Origin of the sequence: Acinetobacter sp. Ver3 (assembly GCF_000632455.1) — a bacterium.
Lineage (GTDB): Bacteria > Pseudomonadota > Gammaproteobacteria > Pseudomonadales > Moraxellaceae > Acinetobacter.
Genome location: NZ_JFYL01000015.1, coordinates 17,393 through 40,252 on the forward strand (window position 1 = coordinate 17,393; position 22,860 = coordinate 40,252).

Annotated in this window: 35 protein-coding genes and 1 tRNA gene; 4 read left to right on the forward strand and 32 right to left on the reverse strand. The window is 39.6% G+C overall.

All coding sequences use genetic code 11. The features are described 5' to 3' along the window. Window positions 1-82 precede the first annotated feature (82 nt). Window positions 83-430: an Arc family DNA-binding protein gene (locus CL42_RS06120; RefSeq protein WP_035266193.1), complete on the forward strand. Its 348-nt coding sequence runs from the start codon at window positions 83-85 to the stop codon at window positions 428-430. Window positions 431-502: 72 nt separating this feature from the next. Here the strand turns inward: CL42_RS06120 and CL42_RS06125 are convergent, their stop codons facing one another. The 32 genes from CL42_RS06125 to CL42_RS06280 all read right to left on the reverse strand — a co-directional run bounded on the left by CL42_RS06125 (window position 503) and on the right by CL42_RS06280 (window position 19,345). Beyond that, window positions 503-910 (reverse strand): hypothetical protein, encoded by a 408-nt coding sequence (locus CL42_RS06125; RefSeq protein ID WP_035266196.1) that lies wholly within the window; start codon window positions 908-910, stop codon window positions 503-505. Between the two features lie 11 nt (window positions 911-921). Continuing rightward, on the reverse strand, window positions 922-1,623 hold the full coding sequence (locus CL42_RS16470; protein ID WP_051586541.1) for a hypothetical protein: 702 nt from the start codon (window positions 1,621-1,623) through the stop codon (window positions 922-924). Between the two features lie 449 nt (window positions 1,624-2,072). Beyond that, the gene (locus CL42_RS06140; RefSeq protein ID WP_051586542.1) at window positions 2,073-2,504 is read right to left on the reverse strand and encodes a hypothetical protein; all 432 of its coding nucleotides are present in this window, start codon (window positions 2,502-2,504) and stop codon (window positions 2,073-2,075) included. A gap of 39 nt (window positions 2,505-2,543) precedes the next feature. Next, a complete protein-coding gene (locus CL42_RS06145; RefSeq protein ID WP_035266201.1) occupies window positions 2,544-3,458 on the reverse strand; it encodes a phage tail tube protein in 915 nt (304 codons plus the stop codon). Window positions 3,459-3,521: 63 nt separating this feature from the next. Then, the gene (locus CL42_RS06150; protein ID WP_035266204.1) at window positions 3,522-3,992 is read right to left on the reverse strand and encodes a hypothetical protein; all 471 of its coding nucleotides are present in this window, start codon (window positions 3,990-3,992) and stop codon (window positions 3,522-3,524) included. Beyond that, window positions 3,989-4,399: a hypothetical protein gene (locus CL42_RS06155; RefSeq protein WP_228133235.1), complete on the reverse strand. Its 411-nt coding sequence runs from the start codon at window positions 4,397-4,399 to the stop codon at window positions 3,989-3,991. Before CL42_RS06155 ends, CL42_RS06150 begins: the two co-directional genes overlap by 4 nt. Beyond that, window positions 4,366-4,743, reverse strand: coding sequence for a hypothetical protein (locus tag CL42_RS06160; protein WP_171076760.1), 378 nt, complete (start codon window positions 4,741-4,743; stop codon window positions 4,366-4,368). Before CL42_RS06160 ends, CL42_RS06155 begins: the two co-directional genes overlap by 34 nt. Then, the gene (locus CL42_RS06165; RefSeq protein WP_035266207.1) at window positions 4,736-5,122 is read right to left on the reverse strand and encodes a hypothetical protein; all 387 of its coding nucleotides are present in this window, start codon (window positions 5,120-5,122) and stop codon (window positions 4,736-4,738) included. The genes CL42_RS06160 and CL42_RS06165 overlap by 8 nt, the downstream gene beginning before the upstream one ends. Further along, entirely contained in the window at window positions 5,119-5,502 is a 384-nt protein-coding gene (locus CL42_RS06170) for a hypothetical protein (RefSeq protein ID WP_035266209.1), read from the reverse strand. Before CL42_RS06170 ends, CL42_RS06165 begins: the two co-directional genes overlap by 4 nt. A gap of 7 nt (window positions 5,503-5,509) precedes the next feature. Then, complete coding sequence (locus tag CL42_RS16475; RefSeq protein WP_051586543.1) at window positions 5,510-5,977, reverse strand: hypothetical protein; 468 nt, start codon at window positions 5,975-5,977, stop codon at window positions 5,510-5,512. 43 nt (window positions 5,978-6,020) lie between these two features. Then, window positions 6,021-6,977, reverse strand: coding sequence for a major capsid protein (locus CL42_RS06180; RefSeq protein ID WP_035266212.1), 957 nt, complete (start codon window positions 6,975-6,977; stop codon window positions 6,021-6,023). 16 nt (window positions 6,978-6,993) lie between these two features. After that, entirely contained in the window at window positions 6,994-7,749 is a 756-nt protein-coding gene (locus CL42_RS06185; RefSeq protein WP_035266216.1) for a DUF6651 domain-containing protein, read from the reverse strand. Window positions 7,750-7,851: 102 nt separating this feature from the next. Then, on the reverse strand, window positions 7,852-8,154 hold the full coding sequence (locus tag CL42_RS06190) for a hypothetical protein (RefSeq protein ID WP_035266218.1): 303 nt from the start codon (window positions 8,152-8,154) through the stop codon (window positions 7,852-7,854). A 56-nt stretch (window positions 8,155-8,210) separates the two neighbouring features. Beyond that, complete coding sequence (locus CL42_RS06195; RefSeq protein ID WP_051586544.1) at window positions 8,211-8,480, reverse strand: hypothetical protein; 270 nt, start codon at window positions 8,478-8,480, stop codon at window positions 8,211-8,213. Between the two features lie 37 nt (window positions 8,481-8,517). Continuing rightward, a complete protein-coding gene (locus CL42_RS06200; protein WP_035266220.1) occupies window positions 8,518-9,648 on the reverse strand; it encodes a minor capsid protein in 1,131 nt (376 codons plus the stop codon). A 2-nt stretch (window positions 9,649-9,650) separates the two neighbouring features. Further along, window positions 9,651-11,069 carry a DUF4055 domain-containing protein gene (locus tag CL42_RS06205; protein WP_035266221.1) on the reverse strand — a complete coding sequence of 473 codons (1,419 nt, stop codon included), beginning with the start codon at window positions 11,067-11,069 and terminating at the stop codon, window positions 9,651-9,653. A 1-nt stretch (window position 11,070) separates the two neighbouring features. Beyond that, window positions 11,071-12,561: a terminase gene (locus CL42_RS06210; protein WP_035266319.1), complete on the reverse strand. Its 1,491-nt coding sequence runs from the start codon at window positions 12,559-12,561 to the stop codon at window positions 11,071-11,073. Window positions 12,562-12,586: 25 nt separating this feature from the next. Next, window positions 12,587-13,144: a terminase small subunit gene (locus tag CL42_RS06215; protein WP_051586545.1), complete on the reverse strand. Its 558-nt coding sequence runs from the start codon at window positions 13,142-13,144 to the stop codon at window positions 12,587-12,589. Next, a complete protein-coding gene (locus CL42_RS17245) occupies window positions 13,141-13,314 on the reverse strand; it encodes a hypothetical protein (protein ID WP_171076761.1) in 174 nt (57 codons plus the stop codon). Before CL42_RS17245 ends, CL42_RS06215 begins: the two co-directional genes overlap by 4 nt. Window positions 13,315-13,390: 76 nt before the next feature. Further along, window positions 13,391-13,588, reverse strand: a complete 198-nt coding sequence (locus CL42_RS06220) for a hypothetical protein (RefSeq protein ID WP_035266224.1) — start codon at window positions 13,586-13,588, stop codon at window positions 13,391-13,393. A 378-nt stretch (window positions 13,589-13,966) separates the two neighbouring features. Beyond that, a tRNA-Arg gene (locus CL42_RS06230) sits at window positions 13,967-14,042 on the reverse strand. A 346-nt stretch (window positions 14,043-14,388) separates the two neighbouring features. Next, on the reverse strand, window positions 14,389-14,826 hold the full coding sequence (locus tag CL42_RS06235; RefSeq protein WP_035266229.1) for a hypothetical protein: 438 nt from the start codon (window positions 14,824-14,826) through the stop codon (window positions 14,389-14,391). An 11-nt stretch (window positions 14,827-14,837) separates the two neighbouring features. After that, window positions 14,838-14,975, reverse strand: a complete 138-nt coding sequence (locus CL42_RS16985) for a hypothetical protein (RefSeq protein ID WP_155756962.1) — start codon at window positions 14,973-14,975, stop codon at window positions 14,838-14,840. 99 nt (window positions 14,976-15,074) lie between these two features. Further along, window positions 15,075-15,479, reverse strand: a complete 405-nt coding sequence (locus CL42_RS06240; RefSeq protein ID WP_035266322.1) for a hypothetical protein — start codon at window positions 15,477-15,479, stop codon at window positions 15,075-15,077. Window positions 15,480-15,481: 2 nt separating this feature from the next. Next, window positions 15,482-15,958, reverse strand: coding sequence for an FtsB family cell division protein (locus tag CL42_RS17495; protein WP_051586546.1), 477 nt, complete (start codon window positions 15,956-15,958; stop codon window positions 15,482-15,484). Continuing rightward, entirely contained in the window at window positions 15,951-16,181 is a 231-nt protein-coding gene (locus CL42_RS06250) for a hypothetical protein (RefSeq protein ID WP_035266232.1), read from the reverse strand. Before CL42_RS06250 ends, CL42_RS17495 begins: the two co-directional genes overlap by 8 nt. Next, window positions 16,178-16,750 carry a hypothetical protein gene (locus tag CL42_RS06255; protein ID WP_035266234.1) on the reverse strand — a complete coding sequence of 191 codons (573 nt, stop codon included), beginning with the start codon at window positions 16,748-16,750 and terminating at the stop codon, window positions 16,178-16,180. The genes CL42_RS06250 and CL42_RS06255 overlap by 4 nt, the downstream gene beginning before the upstream one ends. Beyond that, a complete protein-coding gene (locus CL42_RS06260) occupies window positions 16,747-16,980 on the reverse strand; it encodes a hypothetical protein (RefSeq protein ID WP_035266236.1) in 234 nt (77 codons plus the stop codon). The genes CL42_RS06255 and CL42_RS06260 overlap by 4 nt, the downstream gene beginning before the upstream one ends. Further along, window positions 16,977-17,855 carry a hypothetical protein gene (locus tag CL42_RS06265; protein WP_228133236.1) on the reverse strand — a complete coding sequence of 293 codons (879 nt, stop codon included), beginning with the start codon at window positions 17,853-17,855 and terminating at the stop codon, window positions 16,977-16,979. Before CL42_RS06265 ends, CL42_RS06260 begins: the two co-directional genes overlap by 4 nt. After that, window positions 17,852-18,811 (reverse strand): helix-turn-helix domain-containing protein, encoded by a 960-nt coding sequence (locus tag CL42_RS16485; protein ID WP_051586547.1) that lies wholly within the window; start codon window positions 18,809-18,811, stop codon window positions 17,852-17,854. The genes CL42_RS06265 and CL42_RS16485 overlap by 4 nt, the downstream gene beginning before the upstream one ends. 49 nt (window positions 18,812-18,860) lie before the next feature. Beyond that, on the reverse strand, window positions 18,861-19,136 hold the full coding sequence (locus tag CL42_RS06275; RefSeq protein ID WP_035266239.1) for a hypothetical protein: 276 nt from the start codon (window positions 19,134-19,136) through the stop codon (window positions 18,861-18,863). Window positions 19,137-19,144: 8 nt separating this feature from the next. Next, window positions 19,145-19,345, reverse strand: coding sequence for a helix-turn-helix domain-containing protein (locus CL42_RS06280; RefSeq protein ID WP_035266242.1), 201 nt, complete (start codon window positions 19,343-19,345; stop codon window positions 19,145-19,147). 112 nt (window positions 19,346-19,457) lie between these two features. Here CL42_RS06280 and CL42_RS06285 point away from each other — a divergent pair, with 112 nt between their 5' ends. The 3 genes from CL42_RS06285 to CL42_RS06295 all read left to right on the forward strand — a co-directional run bounded on the left by CL42_RS06285 (window position 19,458) and on the right by CL42_RS06295 (window position 22,848). Continuing rightward, a complete protein-coding gene (locus CL42_RS06285; RefSeq protein WP_035266245.1) occupies window positions 19,458-20,117 on the forward strand; it encodes a LexA family protein in 660 nt (219 codons plus the stop codon). Window positions 20,118-20,236: 119 nt separating this feature from the next. Beyond that, on the forward strand, window positions 20,237-21,955 hold the full coding sequence (locus tag CL42_RS06290) for an AAA family ATPase (RefSeq protein ID WP_035266248.1): 1,719 nt from the start codon (window positions 20,237-20,239) through the stop codon (window positions 21,953-21,955). 29 nt (window positions 21,956-21,984) lie between these two features. Then, a complete protein-coding gene (locus CL42_RS06295) occupies window positions 21,985-22,848 on the forward strand; it encodes a DNA adenine methylase (RefSeq protein ID WP_035266251.1) in 864 nt (287 codons plus the stop codon). Window positions 22,849-22,860: the final 12 nt, after the last annotated feature.

The window sequence follows — 22,860 nt, forward strand, 5'->3', positions numbered from 1 at the left end:
ATTTGATGTCAACAAATTTTTGACTATTTATTTATAGCACTCTATAGTTTATGTACATTGGAACATTAGTTGTTATAAACCTATGGCACGTACAGACCCACAAGTTAACTTTAGAATACCTGCTGAACTTAAAGATAAGCTGGATGAAGCTGCCAAGAACAATGGCAGAACGCTAACCGCTGAATTAATTTTGCGACTCGAGACAACATTTGAACTCGATAGCCTCCCTGAGCCGACGAACCCAAAAAATATTACTGATCCTGAAAAATTAGAGGCTTGGGCTAAGTCAATATTAAATGAACTATTAAAACTCAAAGACATAAACAATCGAGTTGAGCGACTGGAGGGTAATGTAGAGCAACTAGAAGCTAATAACTATGACATTGAAAACAGATTGAATAGCCTTGATGGTCGAGGGTATGAGCCTTAAGAGCTATCATGAGTTCCAAATTTGCAGACCCCTCAAATATGAGGTTTAAAAAAGCACCCTAAGGTGCTTTTATTAATTTAATTTTTCAATTGATTCAAATACCCTGTTTGAAAGCTGTATCGAAAGTTCAGCCTCACCTTTGCATACCTCTTTTTCCAACTCATAATCAGATACTCTTCGTAGCCCTCTCAACCTTTTAAAGTCTTTGATTACAGTTTCCAAAGTATCGAAGTCTATATGATCAAATTTCAGCTTGTCGTGCCTATCTATACAAGCATCTAAATAGGCTTTATGCACACTAGATTGTTTTGTGAGTGAATCAACTGGATAAAATAAACGATTATCCACCTCTCCAACCACTTGGTTGAATGTTGCGTAGTAAGCTTGATGGATAACGCTTCTATAAGTCGCTTGATTTTGTTCACACTTTGCTAGAATGTCTTTTGCGCTCAAAAATCTGTCGTATGGCTTAAACTTCATTGATTGCTAACCTAGCATGGTCTAAGTGGTATTAAAACTATAGTTAGCTTTCGTGCTACTTGTTTTAACCCTCTTTCGGCCACAAGATTGTCAAACTCATCCATTAGTTCCATTGATTCAGACGCAGATCCCACAAAATCATAATAGACAAATAAATCCCCATCATCTTCTAGCCAACTGATAGAAGGGATCATGGCGAACCTTAATTTTTTTTGGCGCATCAAATTGTTAAAAAGAAATATGTACTGCTTTACTGTCTCTAATTCAAGATATTGATTTGCGATCGCTTGTTTAATTCTTTGCGCATATTTGGGATTAATTTGCGTTAACAATTCGATTTCAGCAGTGGCAATTAATGCACGAAACAATGCATGTAGTAGATTAGAGTTTTCGATAGCCTCTTCAGGCTTTACCAACCCTATCAATTCCTCAAACCTTCCGTAATTACCTAAACTTGCAATGTAATTGCTTTTAATTAAGTAGTCGCTAGGGCTTAGCATTCTTGCTCTCTGGAAACTTTCACACATTTTGTCAAAATTGTTAGATAGTGCATAAACAATACCTTTGCACATATAGCCTTCAGCGGGTTCTACTCGAATAGCTTTATCACATTCGAGTAAATATCTACGCTGCGTAAATTCATTCAGAGTGACGCTTTGATCGAAGCCGGTAAGCTCATCAAGTAACTTCTCAGTTAAGGGTTGTGCTTTCATATACTAAATACCATTAATCACGATGAACAACGGCTCGTTAAAAGTTATTGTTTCATCTCATTGTATCAGTAAAACGCCTTTTGTCTTAATTTTTTTGGTCAATGTATATAAATGTGTCTAAGCTCGCTTCTTATAAACCCCATCCAAAAACTTATTATCAATTACAATCAAAGCCTCAACAAAGATATGTAGCTCACAAGGCGCATCATAGATTTCTAAATATTGCTTGATCGCCATCATGTCGATAGCTAAAGGTGTGCCCTGCTCATATCTTCGTGATCGAGCAATAATGTTGTAAGCGTTTAGAATTGAACTTGCTGTGAATGAGTATTCAGGCTTTTGAATTGGATCAGGAATCGAGCGACCCGTTGCTTTAGCAATCGCTCTCTCCTTCTCCGAAGCCTCAATCGCGGCTTCTTCAGAATCAAATTGAAGCCATTCAAATAAATTTAAGGCTTTCCCACCGTTTCAGCCGCCAGTTTGTTGCTTTCGACTTGAATTTCCTCAGCTTGAGTCTTGATCCAAGCCCAAATTTGAATGCCGATGTCGCCCATACTGAATAATTTCATGGCATTTTCAGGAGTGTAAGGTACTTCTGTTTCAACACCATCTTCACTTAAAATCACACCTTTCCAGTCTTCAATCAAGTGACATGCAGCAGCATCTAAGTGTAATTCATGGAGCAGCTTATCGCTTGATGATGCTTGTGTCACATCAAAACCTTTAGAGCTAACCTGATTGTGAGCACGCTCAATTGCAACCTGGTAAGCCTTGTAGCCAATACCGCGTATTTTAAATTCAGCTAAAACTTTTTTACCTGACTTATACTCTTTCCAAAGAGCCACTTCTTTGCTTTTTTGAATCTCGACTTTTAAAGCCATATCTACCTCAGAAAAAATACCGCCCGAAGGCGGTGTGAATTATGCTTTTGGTGTACGAACAAGAGTTGGCGCTTGATCAACAACTGTGTATTCAAAAGTGGTTTGCAAGATATCAGTCTTAGAACCTGTCGCAAGCGGAGCGCTTACTTCTGCTTTCGGGATTGTTAATGTGTATTTATTGCCGTCAGCGTCAGTAATTGGAATAACAAGGGTTACAGGAGTGTTGGTAAATTGCTTTTCATAATACTCGGCAGCTTTAGAACCCCAAGCCACTGTAAAACTACCTGTGCCAACTGCCGCTGTTTCTAAGATAGCGCCAACTTCTAAACCCTTACCCAAGCACTCTTGCACTTGCATCGAGTTATCCCAATTGAATGAGAACGCTGAAATACAAGCATTACCAATCGTTGACACACCATCGAGAAGAATCTCACCCACCGATACATTAGAAAGTTTTTTATTGGTAGATGCAGCGGTAATTGTGCCTGCTGGAGCGCTAGTTGCTACAGTACGTTTCTGACCCATAAAGCCAAATGTAAAGCTGATTTTTCCGTTTGATGGAATATTAATTGCAAAGCTATTAACGTGCATACCAGCAAATGTGTGATAGTTATTTACATCAGCATAACCATACAAAATACTGAATGTTTGACGATTTACACCACCAAATGTCAGCGAGTTGGTTGCCCATGCATTAAATGCAGCAGCTGCAATTAAATCATCATAAGCACCGTAAACCGCTTCCGCTGAAATATCACCACCATACGATGCTTTAGTTACCATTGATGCTGACTGTAATCGTGAATCGACAATCGACTCTGACGCTGTTTTCTCAGCCTCCTGGTTTAACGATGTACTTGTAAAAGCAATAGTTTGTCGTGCAAAAGGCGATGGCGTTGTGCCGATCACTGTTTCTTTTGCGATTTGTAATATCTGTTTAGCACCACTAGACATGGCAATCTCCTAATTTTAGGCGTAAAAAAACCGCCATGTAGGCGGTGGAATAAAGTGTTTAAGCTAATTCACTCGGAACTCAGCTCTAATAATTCGACCCAAGAAATTAAGGTCATCGATACGTGCTGGTGCATGGGCTGTATGAATCTCCAGATCGTCTTCACTAAATGACTGCAAGAGTAGCAACCACTCATCACATAGATTCAATAGTGGTAGAGTTCCTGAACTAAGTGGTGCAAAACACTGAATCTGAATTAATCCGTTATGTCTAACCAGTGGGTTGTCAGCAAGTTCAGCCACCAAGCTATTCGCATAATCTATATACACTTTGCACCACAATTTATTTTTAGGCGGTGTGTGTGGTGGTGAATTTTCATATATAACATCAATATCAGGCTGACCTGTTTCAACTTTACCCAATGGCTCAGTTTGACCAATCAGGTGAATATCAGCACCTACCATGTATTTACTTCGATCAATAAATTGACCTATTCGAGTGTAAATCACACGCTCAGCTTGGCTTAGTGTCATCATTTTACGTTTCTCATATTCATGAATGCGATTGAGTAAACACCGTTTGGTGCTTGGTCTGACCATCCATTTTCAAGCCTTATCGCATAAGGCGCATTGTTTTGAATATACAACTTATCACCGAGCTTAAATCTCACAATTTTGGCGCTTTCTTTGGCTATCGTGCTTTGACCACCTAGGTCTTTAATATTTTCATCAAATGTGTGGTCTTCTTCATTGATTGAAATTCGATGATTACCACGATATGCACCATCCATCACAGGTGAACCAGCAACAACTGATTGAAGCCCAACACCTGCAATCTTCTTCACATGCTCTTCGCTTTCTTCAATTACATCTAAAGCAAATTGTGTGGGCTTATAACCTTTCCAGCTCATTACACTGTAACCTTGCGTATCTGTACAAGCCATGTTGCATCCGCAGCATCAGGCGAAACATTTATCACCCTAAAATCACCTTTAGGAGTGCCCCAAACATCACCAATTTTCGGTTCTGCTGTAACTTCGTTTTGCAACACAATCGATTTGCAATCATCAACTAGATAGTCAGAAGGCTTTGACAAATCCTTCAGGTAATTGCCAAACAATATACCTCGACCTGTGTAAGTCTCAGTTTCTTGGTTTTCATATTGACCAGCAATTGGATTCCATCGACCACTTGAAATTATTCTTGTGCATGAAAAAGGGTGAGTTGCATCGATTAATTTACTATCTAACGCTTTGGCGAGTTTGGATTGAATTTTGTTTTTAATCATAACCCAAACTCCAATCATATAGATAAAATAAATCTTGCGTGATGAGCTGAATTGAATATGCTTCAAACTCAACACTCGGGTTTTCTTCACCCATTCTCTTTTTAATTTCTTGCCATATATGCATCGCTTCGTGCGTTAGAAGACTGTGAATCTGATTTATTGTCCAATCGGTCTGGTTGCTAATTTGCACTATTGCAGAATCATCTGGTAGAAAATTCACTCTTGCGCTTGCACCACCCTCAAGAAACTCAAATAGTTTCGGCTTACTTGCCATCTTTAATAGCAATTTATCAAGCTGCTCTTGATTTGTGACTAGCGTGTAGCGCATATGTTGAAATGGCGTCTCATGCCAAGCTGGTAGGCGTAATTTTTTGGTCATCGATACACCTCAAAACCAAAGCCATTCGACTTATTTGGATTCGCAAGATCAACTGATTGAATCAATGCTTTGGCGATTTGCTCATATCGAGTTACAACAACTGAACCCTCAGCAAATGTTTCACTCACCGACACACCATTAGCGTTAACCGTTTCGCTTACCGTTTGACGATCTACACCGACAAATAGCGCTTCATCAATGATGCCGCGAACAATTTCAGCAGCAGCTAAAGTAAGATTCTCATCAATTGATTCAGGAACAAAACCAATCTGATTTTTCACCCAAGCATTAGCAAGAATCAAGGTTTGAGCTTTATCACTGGAGATTTCAAACGGTGTTCCAATGATCTGAAGCGCTTGCTGTTCTGTAATAAAGCTCATGTTTCACCTATTTTTTCTTTGTTTCTTTGGTTGTTGTTGCATCTGTATTTTCAGACAGCAAATCACCAGTTGTACCTGCATTTTTAACAGCAACTAATTCAGCGTGGGATACATTAAGCTGCTCTTCAAGTTCTTTCGCTTTCACAACCAATGCATCACGCTCAGTTTTGATGCCTTCTATTTCAGCTTTTAAGGCGTCATTTTCAGCAGCAACCTTTTCACATTCAGCTTTTGCATCATCAATGGTTTTTTGAAGTTCAGGTGCGATTTCAGTATTTAATTGAACAGTGAGTTGTTGTGTTTTTGGCTTGTAGTATTCAGGAACATCACCACCGTATTCGTTAGCTTCTTCAATAAAGTCTCCAATATTGACAGCTCGACGGTCGCGAATAATCCAGCCTTCAGCTTTTAGTTTTTGGATATTCTCTGGCGAGAAGTCGCTCGTAAAATATATCTTTTTGTGTTTCTGAGACATTTTTAATCCTCAAAAAGAAAGCCCTCTTTCGAGGGCGTTTCTATTATTTTGATTTAACTAACACACCAGCAGTATCTTTAACGCTAGTTGCAATTAAATCCCAGTTTGTGCTTGTGCCGATTGCTGCATCATTTGGTGATTTGCCACCAGCAGACTGATCCCAAGCATAACCCTTAACACCTACACCGTATGACCATTCAGCCTGGTATTCGTACTCGATGTTTTCACCACCAGTAATAGGGCGAAGCTCAGCATTAAAGTCATTGCTATCATTCACAACAACACCACCTTCAACTAGACCCAATGTCTTATAGAATGCAGTACCTGAGTTATCACCAACCAATGCAGACGAATCAGTAACAACGAATAAACGTCCAAACGGGTCACGAACAACGTTAATACCGTCGTAACGGAAAAGGTTTTCTGAGTTAGCTAAAGCATTATCAAAAAGATTATGCATGGTTGTTGAGTGAAGCACCCAAGCACGAATCGCACTTGAACGATCACCAAGCTTTGCAGCACCAGCGTTTAACAAGCGGAATGTTGCATCACCAGCACCATCACCATGTGTTGCATTAGTATTACCACCGATTGCAGAAGACCCTGCTAAAAGTCCAGCGTTTAGCATGTCAGCAATTTTAGCTTTCGCAAGTTGTTCGCCGATTGTTAATGCTGCTATTTCAGGGTTTTGAAGCACCCATAAATATTGCTGTTTTTCGTAGCGAATCGGTGGTGTTCCTGCTGCAACCTTAACTGCCACATCCAGCATTTGCTGTAAACGCTTAGCTTGAACAGCTCCCTGACCATAAGCATTACGACGACGCACAATACCATCAATGGCTTTAAATGATGCTTCGATGTCAAAATCACCATTAAATGGTTGTGAAATTAACTGAACCGCACCTTGTGATGCTTCGTTAAACTTCGCAACATCTTGTGCCACCGTTTCAGACATTGCAGCATAAGTTTGTTTATTAAATACTTGTAAATCAAAAGGCATGTGCCTCTCCTTTTAGTTAAGCTTGTTCGCCCACTTGCTTCATATAAGCAATTTTTTCCTCTTTGGTTTTACAATCAGCCAAAGATTTAGGCGCAGAATTATGAGAACCGCCACCACCCTGATAACCACCACCTTGAGACTGATTACCTTTTAAAATCGAATCTTTATACTGATATCCACCAACCAAAGTTTCTAAAGCTTCATCAAAGTCAGCGACTTCACCTGGTTTAGAGCGTGAGTAAATTTTTTGACCATCAGCACCATATGCGACCACTTTCCCATCTTCGATTTTGAAGTTATTTCCAAAAGTGGCTTGAACCATATCGACTGGCACTGCAATTTTTTCTTGAATAAACTTAGAACGTGAGAACCCGCCACCGATTAGCTCTTTGTGGTAATCGTTTTCGACTTTTTCCAACTTCTGAACTACTGGAGCATATTTCTCTTCGACTGCTTTGATCGCTTCGAGTTTGATTTTTTCGACTTCACCTGCATCCACAAGTTTTTTATCGTCAAAGTTTTTCAAAGTTTCTAAAGCTTTTTTAGCAGCACTCGGATCTTCAATGCCTTCAAAGTTTTTAAGTTGTGCAAGGGCTTGTTCTTTTGCTTCACGATGCGTTTTTGCTTCCGCATTTAAGGAGCTGATCTTTTGCATAGCTGAGCCAGCGTCAAAACCAACCTCCTTGCCATCATCGTGCACATAAACAGGCAAACCTTGAGTGTCTACTTCCGCATATGTTTTGCCATCGATTTGAGTCGTTTTAAGTTTCATTGGTATCCACCATTAGTTGTGAGCATCCGCTCGGTTGCGCCCCATTCATCCGAATTACAGGCAATAAAAAAGCACCCGAAGGTGCTGAAATTTGATAAATATTTAAAAGGTTGTTGGTTGAGCGACAGCACGCACCAAGTACATCAAACCTGTTTGAAAGTCTGTCTTAGCCATTGCAGCAAATCGCTCTGGTGTAGCAGCATCAAGTCGACGATCTTCTTCAACATCCAGAACTTGCATATTTGCATCACAACGACAATTGTATCGCTGGGTTGCAATGTGCTTTTGAACCTTCTCAATCACAGCTTGAACTTGTGGACCGATAGCTTTGATCTCATTCATCAAGTTAATTTCTTCTTGAGATAAATCACGATAGCCTTTGATTTTTTGGTGTTGGTTTTCCATTTTCTTCTCACATAAAAAAAGACCCTTTCAGGCCATGGATTTAATTTTGACTATTTTTAAGCTTTAACTTTTAAATGCTCACCAGTACATGTTTGAAATGCGATAAACCAAATCTTCAACCAGTGGTTTGCAGTATCACGCATCACAATTGCATCAGCTCGACCGCTGTCATACTTTGGCTTAATTTCATATTTCATAGAAAAACGGTTGAACTTAAGAACCTTGCGATGATCTTTAAGATTGGTTTTTTCAAGATTTTCTAAGATTTCACGCTCAAATAACCAAACTGTACGCTTTAGCCCTGTTTTCTTTGGTTCTTTTTTCACAATCCCAACTCCCTAAAAATCTTTTTCACCTAAAGCTTTAAGCTGCATCTAAAACTCGCCTAAATGTCTCTTTATCCATTTCTTCAAGTTCAGCAAGCGTATATCCACGTTTATTTAATGGATCTGCAAACTTCTCAATTGGGTATTTGCCTTCTTTGTAGAGCAGATAATTTGATTTACCAAGCCACTTTCTTTGGAAGAACTCATCTTGTTTAGCAAACCACTCAGGGTATGAGGTATTTGCATCAACTTGACCAATTTCCCCGTCACGCTGATCTTTGGGAATGTCCTTAACTTTTCGATCATCAGCAACAAAAGGACGCTTTCCAAGAACATTACCGTCTGCATCGCATCCAACATAAGTTGTTCTATTGTGCGGATGAACGGGAAAACGTGGTCGCTTCGGATCATCAATCGCAAATACATGACCATCAATTGAGGCGCAGTACTTGCACGTCCTACCATCCAGAGTTGCCACTACTTTTACGTGCGTAAACCCTAACGCCTTATATGTATCAATATAAATAGCATTAGATATATGACTTCGAGCTGTTCTGACTTGGCGCTCTATAGATTGGCGTGATGCTTCTAAAATCCCATCTTTATAATCGAGAGACTTTCGCCCTTTAATTTTAAGAGCGATTTGCTGGTTGGTTAGACCCTGCTGAATGCCATCACGAATGACATATTCAACTTTCTTACGAAGCGTTTCAGCCATATCCGCAAAGAGATAATCAACCAAAGCGCCGCCAGCAAATGGAGCTTTTTGAGCACTCTTTAATGCTTCAGCACCACCAATGACAGCAGCAGTTTCACCCGCCAATTTTGCTGTGTATGTCGCTTCATAAATCGCAAGCTCTAATGCAGATTTCTCAAACTTTTCAGTTAAATCCACATCAATTGAAGTGAACCACTCATTCAGAATGGATTTGATTTCTTCAATACGCTTTGACGCTTTCGCTTTAGATCCAAAATTAAGCGATTTTAGGGCGTTTCGTTCTGACTCTGATAAATCCTCAAGCAATTCAGCTAAACGCTGTAATTGAGCATTTGAGAGAGAATTAAAGTGTTTAGTGAGTTCGTTTACTGATTGCGATGAAGCTCGGTATAGATAAGCGTTGTGTTGACTCAACGCATTTACCAAGGCTTTTTGCGTTGAGATGTTCATACTTATTCATCCTCAATCCCATCCTCACGTGCTTCAATCTGCTTCACAACATCCTCCCATTTTGATTCGGTGAATGTGCCTGTCTGCTCGTAGTGATACCAAACAAACCAAGGCATTGAACCATTTAGACAAGCCTCGTAAATCAATCGTGAACGAGCTGGATCATACTTTGGCTTATTGAAGTCTTGAGCAATCGTGAAGCTAAGTTCTTTAGTCGTAAAATCATGGGTCGGCATGGCAAATTTCGCACACCAACGTAACGCGATAGTCAAAGCCTCTGAAACATTGGCAACGACTAAAGACAAAACTGAATGTTGAACTGAGTTTTCGTTATCAGCCTGAGTCGCTGTCTTATTTGCAGACCCAACTTCAATTAAACGAGCACCCATTTCCTTCATCTGATCCCATTTATCTTGCATTCGCTTGTAAGCAAGACCATTTTCATCGGCTTGGATAAATTTGGCATCAGCTGGAATACCAGAGCGACTACCCACTTGAGCGCCTGACTCTTGAACCATCTTGTACTGTTCATCAGTGATGTTTGGAAGGCACAAAGTAGGCTGACCCACCACAAACGCCGACTCTTCCACATCAGCTGAGCTTCGATAGTATGAAAACTCAATTTCTGCCAATTCATAAAGCGCTGGCATGTGGATTTCTTCAGAGTTGTCTACGCCTCCGCAGAAAGTGAAAGGTATGTAATCCCAAGTCTGACCATTGTAATCACGCGGATAAGCTTCACCAGTTGAAAGCCAATCCCCCTTTTCATCTTGAACAAACACCTCAATCGAATAAACAAATCGACCATCAATGTTTTTTAGCCAAAGTACACGGTATTGCTTCGATTCAGATACATCAAAACCATCTCGAGTCTTAACAGTCTCTAAAATTTTAACGTAGCTCAGCTTTTTTTGATTACCAACAACAATGTAATCCCAATCTTCAATCGACTTAGCATCAATGATATGAATCATCGGGAAAGCGCCTTTTTGACGCTCCTCAGCCTTACTTCGACTTGGCGGGACGACTGGATAATCAACGTAAACACCACAGCGGTAATGCATTTCAATTAATCGAGTCGCGCGTTGTGCAACTTGGTGGATTGAACGTCCACCACCATCAGCATTTCGCTCTAAATATTCCAAATCTTCAGGTCGATTGAATACTGGCACTTTGCCAAAAGCTAAACCAATATGATTTGCCAGTGTTGTTTTAGTCACACCTGGAAAGCTTGCACGAGCAATATATTCCTTGTATCTCTTATCGCCTGTTTCATCATTTTTTGACCCGAATAACGCAGGTTTTGGTAAATAAGCAGTGTTTTTTGACTTCACTGTTTCCTGACCACTACAAGCATGGTCTAGCTTTTCCCAGACTTTGACGTGCTTTTCATAGTCAGCATGTTTGCTTGTAATGCTCATATTAAAATCCAAACATTGGTATATTGATTGATGTGACTTTTTTTCGTTTATTCATTGCCACTGCAAAATATCTAAAGCCATCAGCACCATGAGAATGAGCATCATGCAAAGGTTTGTCTTTCCAAAATCCTTTGTCATCCCATTCTTTGCGGTAGTTTTCTAGATGAGTAATACCTTGCTCACACCTGGTTTCATCAAATTCACAGTTGGGTAAAATTTCACGGACCAACTCAATCCCATCCATGACTCCAATATTTGGCACCACTTCAAATTTTACTGAGTAAATGGATCCGTCTATTTCATAACCCTCTTTTGCGATATCAAGTCGAGACTTTCCATCATTCATCAAAGATCGATTCTGAATATCATGCGGTGCATAATGTTTTGAGTAGGTGTAGCCCTTATCTTTCAGTACTTTGAAGTAGTGCCTCATGCCTTCGCCTGAGTTCTCGTAGTAATCGATAACTTGGTAGTAGTTTTCTGATATTTGACGAACAAACCAAATTGCAGTCGAATCGGATACACCCAAGTCCCAAAACGTCATGACTGGCAAATGCGAGTTGTCAGGCAAATCACCTATACGCTTCTCAGCATATAAAAACTTGAATTGCTTAGCGTAATAAGCGCCTTCAACTGACTGCTGAAATGCCTCTTCGGGAATTGATGGATACTCACGCTTAATATCATCACCAAGCGTTTTCTCTTTGGATGCATACCAAGCCTGCTGTTCAGGTGTGGTCTTGATGCCATGCTTAGATTCGAGTAAGGCAAAGTATTCTTTTAAGCGATCCGACAATTCACCATTAACGGGAATGGAATACTCTTTATTTTTCCACCATGAGAAAAAGAAAAAACGCCACTCAAGGACGTTTAAGGTTCTACCCAACAAGCTTAATTTCTCAGCCTCTTGGCAATAGTCGTAAAAGTACCCTGCTCGACCTTCTGCTGTAGATTCAAGGGTAATACGACCACTTAAAGGCACCGCTTCAAATGCACCAGTGACAATTTCTCGAGCTTTATCAGGAAACTTGGCGCAAATCTTACCGAATTCTGATACATGCAAACTATCTAAGGTACCACCACGGAAAGATGTTGAAATAGCAACTGAACCACCTTTCACAAAGACCAGCTCTTCGGTAGTCATCTTCTCAACTGGATTTGCTTTCTTCACCAATTGAGGCAAAGCATCATAAGCGTATTTGATTTTTTCTCGGAATAAACGCTGTGCATCACTCAGCTTGTGAGCAATCATCGCGCATTTCTTTGATTCAAATATCGCTGCATCCAATTGGATAATGCATTTTTCAGTAGTAAAACCAAGCTGACGCGCTTTTAAAATCACGTTGCGCGTGTGCATGTTGTCGTAATATTCAAGCTGCTCAGCAGTCATCTTGAATTTGATCTTACGACCTTGCTTATTCGTGATGTAGTAAAGATTATTGATTCGCCAAAAGCGATCTTTGAGTTTGATTTTAAGTTCCGCAAAAGTCATTTTTGCCATTTGCGCCTCCTAAAATTCACTCCTCGCTACTAATCTCGTCAATAAGTTCAGACATAAGATCGACATTAACATCCACCTCAAGCTTATCTTTGAATGCACCTACACTCACATGCTTACCTAAAAGCTCAAGATTTTTAATTTTATCTGGCCATTTAATCTTTTTAATCCAGCCAATTTGTTCACGATCTTCACCGAAGCCTTCAAATTCTTCTAGATTTTCAATATTGGAAACATATTGACGCCAAATTAAGGGCCATTCACCGATAGGTCTAAATGAATAATTGTCATCCATGATGTCCAATACATCCATTTGATCGATCTCAACCAAACGCCTTAACACATAATCCGCATCAATTTTGGTGCGCTCAATTCGCTCCGAACTTAAATAAGCAATACGTTGCTGAACATCATCACGTGTAAAAATTGGCGTTACGTTTTGGCGGTTCTTAATACCCACCTCACGTCCAGCACGTGCGTAATTTAAATCTTTCAGGTATTCGTGACAAAACAGCTCGTACTTTTCATTCTCAAGCGGTTCCGCCCCTGCGGGCAACTCCCGCTCTTCGTTTGTCATTTCTTCAACACCGATTTGATATTCTTAATCTGCTGCTCAATATCATCCATTCGCTTACGACAATGGGCTTTAAATTCCCATCGTGAATTAAGATGATTGAGCGCTGCTAAATGCTTCAAGTCACTTTGCAGTGACTCAAGATTCTTCTGCGCTTCTACTTTGTCGACCATCAACCTTCTCGCCCAAGCCCATAGCCTTCACGACCAAAACCGTAACCATCCTTATTTAATTCAATTACATCTTTCATCACACACGACCTTGACGCTTGTATTTGCGTCGCTTTGCTTGACTGATACGGTTGACCTTTTGGCTTGGTTGCTGAGGTAGTGTACTTTTCATAACTTGATTCAAGGCGTCCACACTACTGGCAGCCATACTTAGTGATTGACTAAATCCAAATGCAGAGGCAACCAACATCCCTAGATTTAAACGACTCAAACGCATGAGCTTCTCCAATAAAAGAAAACCCCTCAACATCTAGAATGCGAGGGGCTTTTGTGTGCCGTAATACGTCCGGCTAATTCAAAACATTACCAGCACTATCCATAACCTTGGGGCATAAAATCGCTGGATTTGATTCTTCATTCCGAAAAATTAGTCTTAAAACCTTATCTCGATCCAACTTCCCATCAGAATAGATTTGGTTTTCTTGGGCCTGAAATTGACGTTGTTGATCATCTGCGTAATAAACAATCGTGTAAAAATTTTGATCTATATTAGTCATATCATTGAACTTGTTAATTAAAGATCAATTATAGCACAAAAATCACCCAACCAATTTGTAAGCTATTGATTTATAAATATATGCACACTTTAAGAATTTGGCGCGCCTAGTAGGATTCGAACCCACATGAGTCGGAATAGAAGTCCGATGCATAATCCTTTCTGCCATAAGCGCATTAAAAAGGATGTGGCGATCTGCCACACCCTTGCCTTAGATTACGATATTGACCAGCTCGGCAACTGATCTACCGCTACTCACAATTACACACACCTAACATGCACGGTCTGCTTTACTTGCTTTCAACCCTCTTTTGGTCGGGACGCTACTCCCTAGTTCAAGCCCCATAAAGGGAAGTTTACTCGAAGGCATGTTCCACTGGTCAGCACTCCAGCAGGATAATTGTCTTTTTACAGACAACAAAAAAGCCCACCGAGGTGAGCTTCTTTTAGAACCAAGTGCAATATTTACACTTCGGTCACTTATAACACAAAATAGCGTATACGCCCGCGCGCGTCAAGCCTTATATTTTCAAACGATTGTCACGCGAATGAATAAAGAATCGCCCACAATTAACCATCATGCGTGTTTGGGTCTCACCTTGCCCTGTAATTAAGCCCACAGACTTCAAACTCCGATTCTCTACCTTGTGCTTAATCAAACACATCACCGCAAACTTAGCTTGATAATCCACACTCTCTGAGCGCAAAACTGAACGTAATAAAGCTTGGACTTGATCGGCTTCAAAATCACTGATCTCGCAGCGAATATAAATCTTAGATGAGCGAGGTGTCTTGTCAGCCTCTTGAATCAACCAATAGATCTGATTTACGTGTAAACCATCTGGTAATGAGCCACCTTTCATTCTAACCGTTTCACACCATGCCCCAAACTGCTCAAGCCATCCATCAATGTTGTATTTCGACCAATCCATTACTTGAGTTTTTACCACTGCATTCATCCCCGATCCCCTTAAAATTCACTCAAATTTGTTCCAACCACCACACCGAACACAATCGCCACAATATTTTTAATAACCCTCGGAGTTTTGTATTTATTCATCAAGGCAATCACCACAAGTGACACAACAACCATCAATATTACTTTCATCCCCGATCCCCTCTTATTTTCCAAATATTCTCAGCAACACCATTCCAACAATGAAGGCCACCAATACAATTGCTTCGTTTATATCCATCACTTCCACCCTCAAAAATTCTCAAACTTCCAACCGCTTTGCTTATCCCAATAGACCGCCACAAATGGGATCGGATGCATTGACGCTGCGACCTTAATCTTTACCTTTGCATCGTCTTCCCAAAAGCCTTTCACTTCATGAGCTTCAAGCTCACCATTAGCTTTCATTACGATAAAATCAGGCGAGTAGAATGTTTTGTCTGCCAAGCGAAACTTGATTGAATCGAAGGCGAAATACTGGATTTCGCCCGATAGTTTTAGTTGTTCTAAATGTTGAGCGTATTTGCGCTCTGTATTGTTCATTACGCCCTGTTTAAGTCGCCCTAGTGCTCTTGCGCCACCTTTCGACTTGCTAGCCGAAATGGTGGATTTTTGGCGCATCTGACGAGCTTTAAATTGTTCTTCGGTCATGCGGATGGTCAAGATTCACCTCGCAGGGCTTTCATGTCATCTTTCAAACAACGAATCATTACCATTTGCAGAAACTCAAAGTTTCGTCTGCGATCTTCCTCCACGTAGCTAAGATCACCGTCTAGCATTCCAAGTGTTTTAGATATTCTTTTCTCAAGCTCCGCCTTTTCCGCTTTGAGTAGATCAATCTCCACTTTGCAATCACGATGAAACTCTTGAAATGCATCTCTCTCGTATTTCAGTTTTTCATTTTCCTTTTGAAGCTCATCAATCTTGGTTTGTTGGTGTTGCCACACACTCAAACCAAAATCTAAATCATGGCATCCATACCCACATTTCTTGTCTGTGTGGGGTGTGCATCTAAGTTGAAGCTTTGCTCTGTCGTTATTAGAATTGATAATAAAATCTTCAAATCCTAATATGGATTGAGCATTAAACTCTTTGATTGAGTTTTGATATTCCTCTAGAGTCTTAAACTCACTCATCCCATGCACCCCTATTTAATTCTTCTTCAGCATCCAAATTAATCACCACCGTATTTGGGCCAATATGATTCTCTAAATGCGTGAAGGTGTCGGTGTACTCATCAAAAGAAGTTTTCTTCTTCGCTCCACATTCAGCACATGCATGAATTTGAGACTGATCACCGTTTGCAGTCACATCAAACCAAATGTGATTGCATTGCTTCACTTCGTAATGATTCGTCATGCTGCTACCCCCAACCCCAACTCAGGATTAATTAACTTGATCGACTTAAATTCCATTTCATGCTTAAAGCTTTTGAAAGACGAGAAGCACGTTAAACAACAATGATTTGTCACGATTCGATAATCACCTTCGATGGAGTTAAGGTATTTCTCCAGCTCATGATTGAAACCAAGCCATTTCTTCTTAAACCCACCATCTTCAACATAAATATCCGCTTCTTCATCACCCAAGAACTGCCAAAGATGCATTGGAGTTGCTGTAGCTAGCTGAAACTCAACATCAACCGCCTCACCCGTTTCATCATTCACAGCATGGATACGACTCACAATGTGATAGCTCTGTTCTGCTGGGATCGTCTGCGTTTTAAGTGCAAGCGCTAAATCCCCTTTATGTGCTCTCATCCAAACATGCAGTGGCGTATGTATTGACTCTTGAGGATCAACCCCATTCATCAAATGGTGAAGCTCGATAATTCGCTTTGCTTCATTCACCTCCCAAGTCATTTGGAATTTGTGGACTTTCTGTTTGATAATTTGCTTTGGGTTATATTTTTTATTTCGCTTTTTCATCCCTGTGCTCCACCAGTTGTAATCATTCGGAATGCCTTTCTTGTGGCAACCGCACCTTTGCTTGTTTTTTCTAAATACCCACCATCAATCAAATTTTTGATATATCTTTGTGCGGATCTTCTGGAAACCGAAAGGTATGCAGAAACCCAAGCTGATGTGACTGGTTTAAATTGAGCAAACGATACAATTGAGAGCATGTCGCCAAAGTTTTCAGTTTTCTCTCCACTCACGCCACACCTCTCGCATCTTCCCTGCGCTTTTCAACCATCTGCGCTAATGTCATTTCCCAATTTTTTACAGCTTGTGGAATAGGCTTATTCACAGCCGCACACGCCGATTTGTATTTCTCTATGTCATCAAAAGGATCTATATGCCCCATTTCGACTGTTTCCCATGGCTGAATCTCTTTGTGCTCAGGTTGCATCTTGTTCAGATTGCGCTTGATGTGTGGTGCAAGTTTCGCTAAAGCCTCTTGAGCTGTAGTCCTGTATCGCTCCGCATCACACTTAATTTCTTGAGTGGTTTGTTTGTGCTCTAGCAAGTTTTGAGCTTCAGGTGCTGGTAAAAACCCATCAACTTCTGCTTGTTTAATCGCTGCAATCGCCTGGTCTTTATCAACCCCAAGTGAAGTCACATAAATCGGCTTCAATCCCTGATCTTTAGCTTGTGTTACAAGGCGGTCGTACGCGTCACAAAATATTTTCTTTGCTTCTGCGCGTTGATACTTATCACCAGTCTTTACTAGGTCTTCGCAGCGACTGAATGCTTGAGCCATTTGCTCAGTCCAAACCACTGTCAACTCACGACCATCAAAGCCAATCGACTTTTCAGCAATCGCCCATGCTTCATGTGAGCCGAGCCAGTCATCGGTCTTTGGTTCGCACCATGCACGAAATTCAGGAATGGTTGGGCAAAACGTAGATTTCTGCATACGCAAGTAACCGCGTTTAAAATCCTCTTGAGTTAAGCCTTGCAAGCACTCAACCATCGCATCCGCAATTTCTACTGCTGGGATATCACCCCATTGCTCAGCATATTTTTTCCCATAGAACGCCTTCATCTTGTTCATTAGGCGAGCCGCGTGTTCAATTGTAAAAATACTCATTGCTCATGCTCCCAAGTGATTGCATACGAATGGTCTGGATTTACATCAATGGCTTGCTCTTGACGCTCTGTTCCAATGCCGTACTGAGCAAAGAAGGCATCATGGTTATTCAGGGTTTGGCTGTTTTTTGATGCTGCTGATTGGTAGCCAGTTTGCCGATTGTTGTTCAACTTTGCCCAGTCATCGCGAATTGCTGTTTTGAAAGCAGCATCCCAATTCAGGTACTTGTACCCATTGGCTTCACACTTGGCAGTGAAATACTCAAGATGTTGCTCAAGGTGTTTGTAGTTTTTTTCCTGCGCCCAAGTTCGGACTTGATCACTGATTGCGAAGTTTTTAGGAATGGAGGTTTTTACTTTTCCAGATTCACGTTTTTTGGCAGTAGGTTTAGTTTGTTTTTCACCCTCTGTTTTTTGCTCGGTTTTTTCGTGTGCGGATACACTATCTGATACTTCATGGTAGTTATTGGTAGTTAATGGATGTTTGTGTGACTCTGCGTCACTACTTTGTGCGCTTAAAGTCACTACTTCATGCATTAAAGTCACTACTTCCATGTCGTCAAAGTCACTACTTGTTTTTCTTAGGTGGTGACTCTGCGTCATTGCTTTGGTGATATTTTCAAAAACAAATTTGTATTTTGAATTACTTCCTCTTGCTCTCTTTACCAACAAAAAACCAAGTTTTTCGAGCTGCTTGATGTGGTGACTAACAACACGGTTTGACAACCCAGTGTCATCCATTAATGTTTGGATTGTTGGGTAGCAGATGCCTGTTTCAAAATCAGCATAGGTAGCCAAGGTTAAAGCAACATGCTTTGTAGTTGAGTGCATCTTGATTGAGCGAATACTGGTGACGTAATTAAACTTTTTTTCCGACATGGCTTTTCGCTCATTTTTTGGAAAACGAACAACCTCACCTTGTGGGTATGATGGTTCATATGCTAAATTTGATTTCATGTTCATTTTTCCTTCATGACTTGTGAACACAAAAGCCTGATTTCGCGGATCAGGCTTTTTCTTTGTCTAAATCCCCGTGAATCCCTTCCGATCCCTCATGGAATTGAACCTCAGTGCTTAAGTCCCGCAATAAAGCTGCTACTCCCAAGCGCTCAAAGGATTTTGCTTGTAAATTAAGGATATGCCATTCACCAGCAATTTCCTTTTCCAGGAGATAAGCAAGGTATTGAGCTAAGTCCTTACCTTTAATATTTGAGAGAACCTTTGCACGCTCATGGTTTTCGGGAGACAAGCGAACATGTGTAGATTTCTTTTCAAGACTCATAAATTCACCTATGCAATTTGCTGGGGTGCGCAGTGCGCCAGCCATAATTTTTCCAAATTCTTGCCTTTCTCGTATCCAAGGCGTTTGCCACACAACCCGTTTTCAAGATTGCTTACATAGTTTTGAGAACAATTAATCTCAGTAGCGATTTGGGTTTGAGTTAATCCTTGTTCCTTCAAATCAATGATCATTTTTTGCCATTGGTTCATGGGAGACCTCCTATATTTCTTATAAATATATAGGTTTTCCGATATTTATACAATAGCCAAACCGATTGGGATTTGTATCAGAATTCCGATAGCGGTATTTAAGGAAAAGTTCATGACAACTTTGGGTGAAAATTTAAAGAAAATTCGCAAAGCGAAAAAAATGACCCAGAAAGAATTGGCTCAAAAATCTGGAGTTAAGCAATCTGTTATCTCTGATCTAGAGACAGGAAATGCGAAATCCACTGGATCGATTTTAGAGTTGGCTAATGCGCTTGGTGTGACCGCTGAAGAATTAAAGAAAGGCGCTCTTGATGAGGTTTCATTGATAAACGTTGTGCCAGTAGTTCCACGCATGGCCCCTGTCTTGTCATGGGTTCAGGCAGGTACGATGACTAATGTTGAATCTGTTGATATGTCACAGGTGGAAGAATGGCTGCCCATTCCAGATGGTGATTGTGAGAAGTGCTTTTACTTGAAAGTACAGGGTTTGAGTAACTACCCAGAATTCCATGAAGGTGATTACATTCTTGTGGATCCCACCCTGCCTTTTAGTGATATGAACTCAGGCGATATCATTGTTGTTAGAAAGTTTGATGATGCGACTTTTAAGCGCCTAGTAATTGAGCCAGATGGCGCTAAATACCTACAGGCGATTAATCCTGAATTTAAACCAAATATTATTCCACTTGATCAGGACTGTGAATTTGTTGGTGAGGTGGTGGATTGTATTCGCTATGTTTATCGAGCTAAGAAAAAACTGCGTAAGATTTAGAAAATAAAAGCCGCTATATGCGGCTTGGGCAGCATGGGGTTAAGGTGAAAATATTTGAAGTTTGTAATCTCGGAGAAATAGTAAATTTCAATATGAGGGTAGATTGAGATGAGTTGTTTATGAGTAGAAAAATCACAAAAGTAAGAAGTCTAAATGTAATCAAATTCAGAGCTTTAAATAATATAGTCATTCCTTTTGGCGAAAGAGTCACCGTGATTTGCGGAAAAAATGGTACAGCAAAATCTACTATTTTGGGTCTTCTAGCGCAAATTTTTAGCTTTGATAAAGACTATGTAAAAAATCAAGATCTTCACTTTACCCCCTTACATGCAAACTTTTTTAAATCGAAATTTAGTGACCACTTCAGGCTTTCTGAAAATTTTGATTTTGCTGGAGATTTAGAAGCATCCTATACCTTATATGATGCATATTTCGATTCTACCATTACACCATCATTAAAATTCTATAATCTTAAAGATCGCCGCCTACCTCGAGCAATAGTGCGAAACAATATTGTTACATCAACTGTTACCAACGATAGTAGAAATGTCACTCATCCAGTTATTTACTTAAGTTTAAACAGATTAATTCCAATTGCACATAGAGCAAAGTATGAAACCAAAGACTTGGATTTTTTAGAAAAAAATTCAGATGAGTTTATCAGAGCCAATAATCAGCTATTATGTAAATCGACAGGCAGTCAGTTTACCTCAACCACCGGCTCAATTGATTCGGCTGTTGTTCATTCTAATGATTATGATCATGAAGCTATTTCAGCTGGTGAAGATAATGCAGGCCAAATAATTCAAGCAATCTTTTCATTTAAGAAGCTTCAGCAAGAATACCCTGATTATCATGGTGGCATATTACTAATAGATGAAGCTGATGCTGGACTTTTCCCTGGAGCTCAATATCAATTAAAGGAAATTTTAAATAGATATGCAAAAGAATTAAGTTTGCAAATAATTATAACGACTCATTCTCCAATTTTAATTGAAGAATATCATTTACTCGCTCAACAAGACCATAAAAATTTTAAAACCATATATCTATCTAATAAGTTAAATAAGATTGAAGTTCTAGAAAATATATCTTGGGCCGATGTTTTTGCTGATATTAGTGTAAAAATGAAAGTAATAAGCTCTGAACTTTCATTCCCTGAAACCAATGTGTATTTTGAGGATGATGAAGCTAGAGCTCTATTCAATGCCTTAGTAACTCAAAGAAAGTTAAGAAAACCATTAAAGTTAATGACTGGCATATCAATGGGGTGTAATAATTACATTGAGTTAATTAGACAAAAAGTACCGGAGTTCAATAAGTTTAGCTTATTGATCCTAGATGGAGATGTAAAAGATAATCTTATTAAAGGCCATAAAAATATTATTAAGCTTCCAGGAAATTTGCCACCTGATCAATTGCTTTTTGAATTTTTGTTTAAACTTCCTGAAAATGATAATTATTGGAGTAATAAAGCAAAATTCACAAAAGATGTATTTAACTCACTCCCTACTGTGACTGCAATTAATAATAAGCTAAATCTCCCTTTAGCTATTGATGATAATTTTTCATTGAAGATGTATATCGAAGATCAGAAATATTCATCTGCTGAGGAAGACAGAATACGACAACTGTTTAAAAACTTTTTTAAATCAGATGAGATCCAGACACTTATTAAAGGGGGAATTAATTTAAACCCCTACAAAGTACTTGTATCAGAAGAACCTGACTTAAAAATAAAGTTTTGTAAAAGTTTAGAGACTGCTACCAAATATGTTTTAACAAAAAACAAAGGGGTTCCCTCTCATTTGGTAGAAAGCTGGTATGAAAACACTTAGAATTGACAAATGATGAGAGGAGTGTTTTTTTGAGTATCTACCATACACCACTACGTTACCCTGGTGGTAAAGCAAAATTTGCTCCTTTTGTAAAAGATTTGATGGAAGCGAATAGCCTTTCAGGTGATTATCTCGAACCATATGCGGGAGGTGCTGGTGTTGCTCTAGATTTATTATTTAATGATTACTGCAAAAATATTCATATCAATGACTTTGATGTAGCAATTTATAATTTCTGGAAAAGCATTACTGAAGATACTGAAAGTTTTCTAAAGAAAGTAGTTGATACTAATGTAACCATAGAAGAATGGTTTAAACAAAAAGAAATCTTGGCTAGTCCTGAAATTCATTCAACCCTTGAACATGGTTTTGCTACCTTCTTTCTTAACCGAACTAATCGTTCTGGAATTTTAAAAGGTGGCGTCATTGGTGGAAAGGCTCAATCTGGCGTGTACAAGCTGGATGCTCGTTTTAATAAAGTGGATCTTGTTAAGCGAATTGAAATGATTGGCAAGTTTGCTAAACATATTAATGTCTACAATAAGGATGCAGTTGAGCTTTTAAATGAAGTCGACAGCTTCCTGCCCCCAGACTCCCTTATCTATCTAGACCCTCCCTATTATGTCAAAGGCCAAGGTTTATATAGAAATTTCTATATGCATGAAGATCATGTTCAAATTCGAAAGGCACTGGATTTTGTGAAAACAAATTGGATAGTTTCTTACGATAACTGTCAAGAAATTAAAGATATTTATACTGGATATGTGCAAGATGATTATGTGTTGAATTACAGTGCATATCATAAAATGAAAGGCTTAGAAGTTATGATCTATGGTCCTTCTATCAAGTCAGTTGATATCCCTAGTCAGCAATTAAACCTTAATATTGCATAATAAACTCCATCT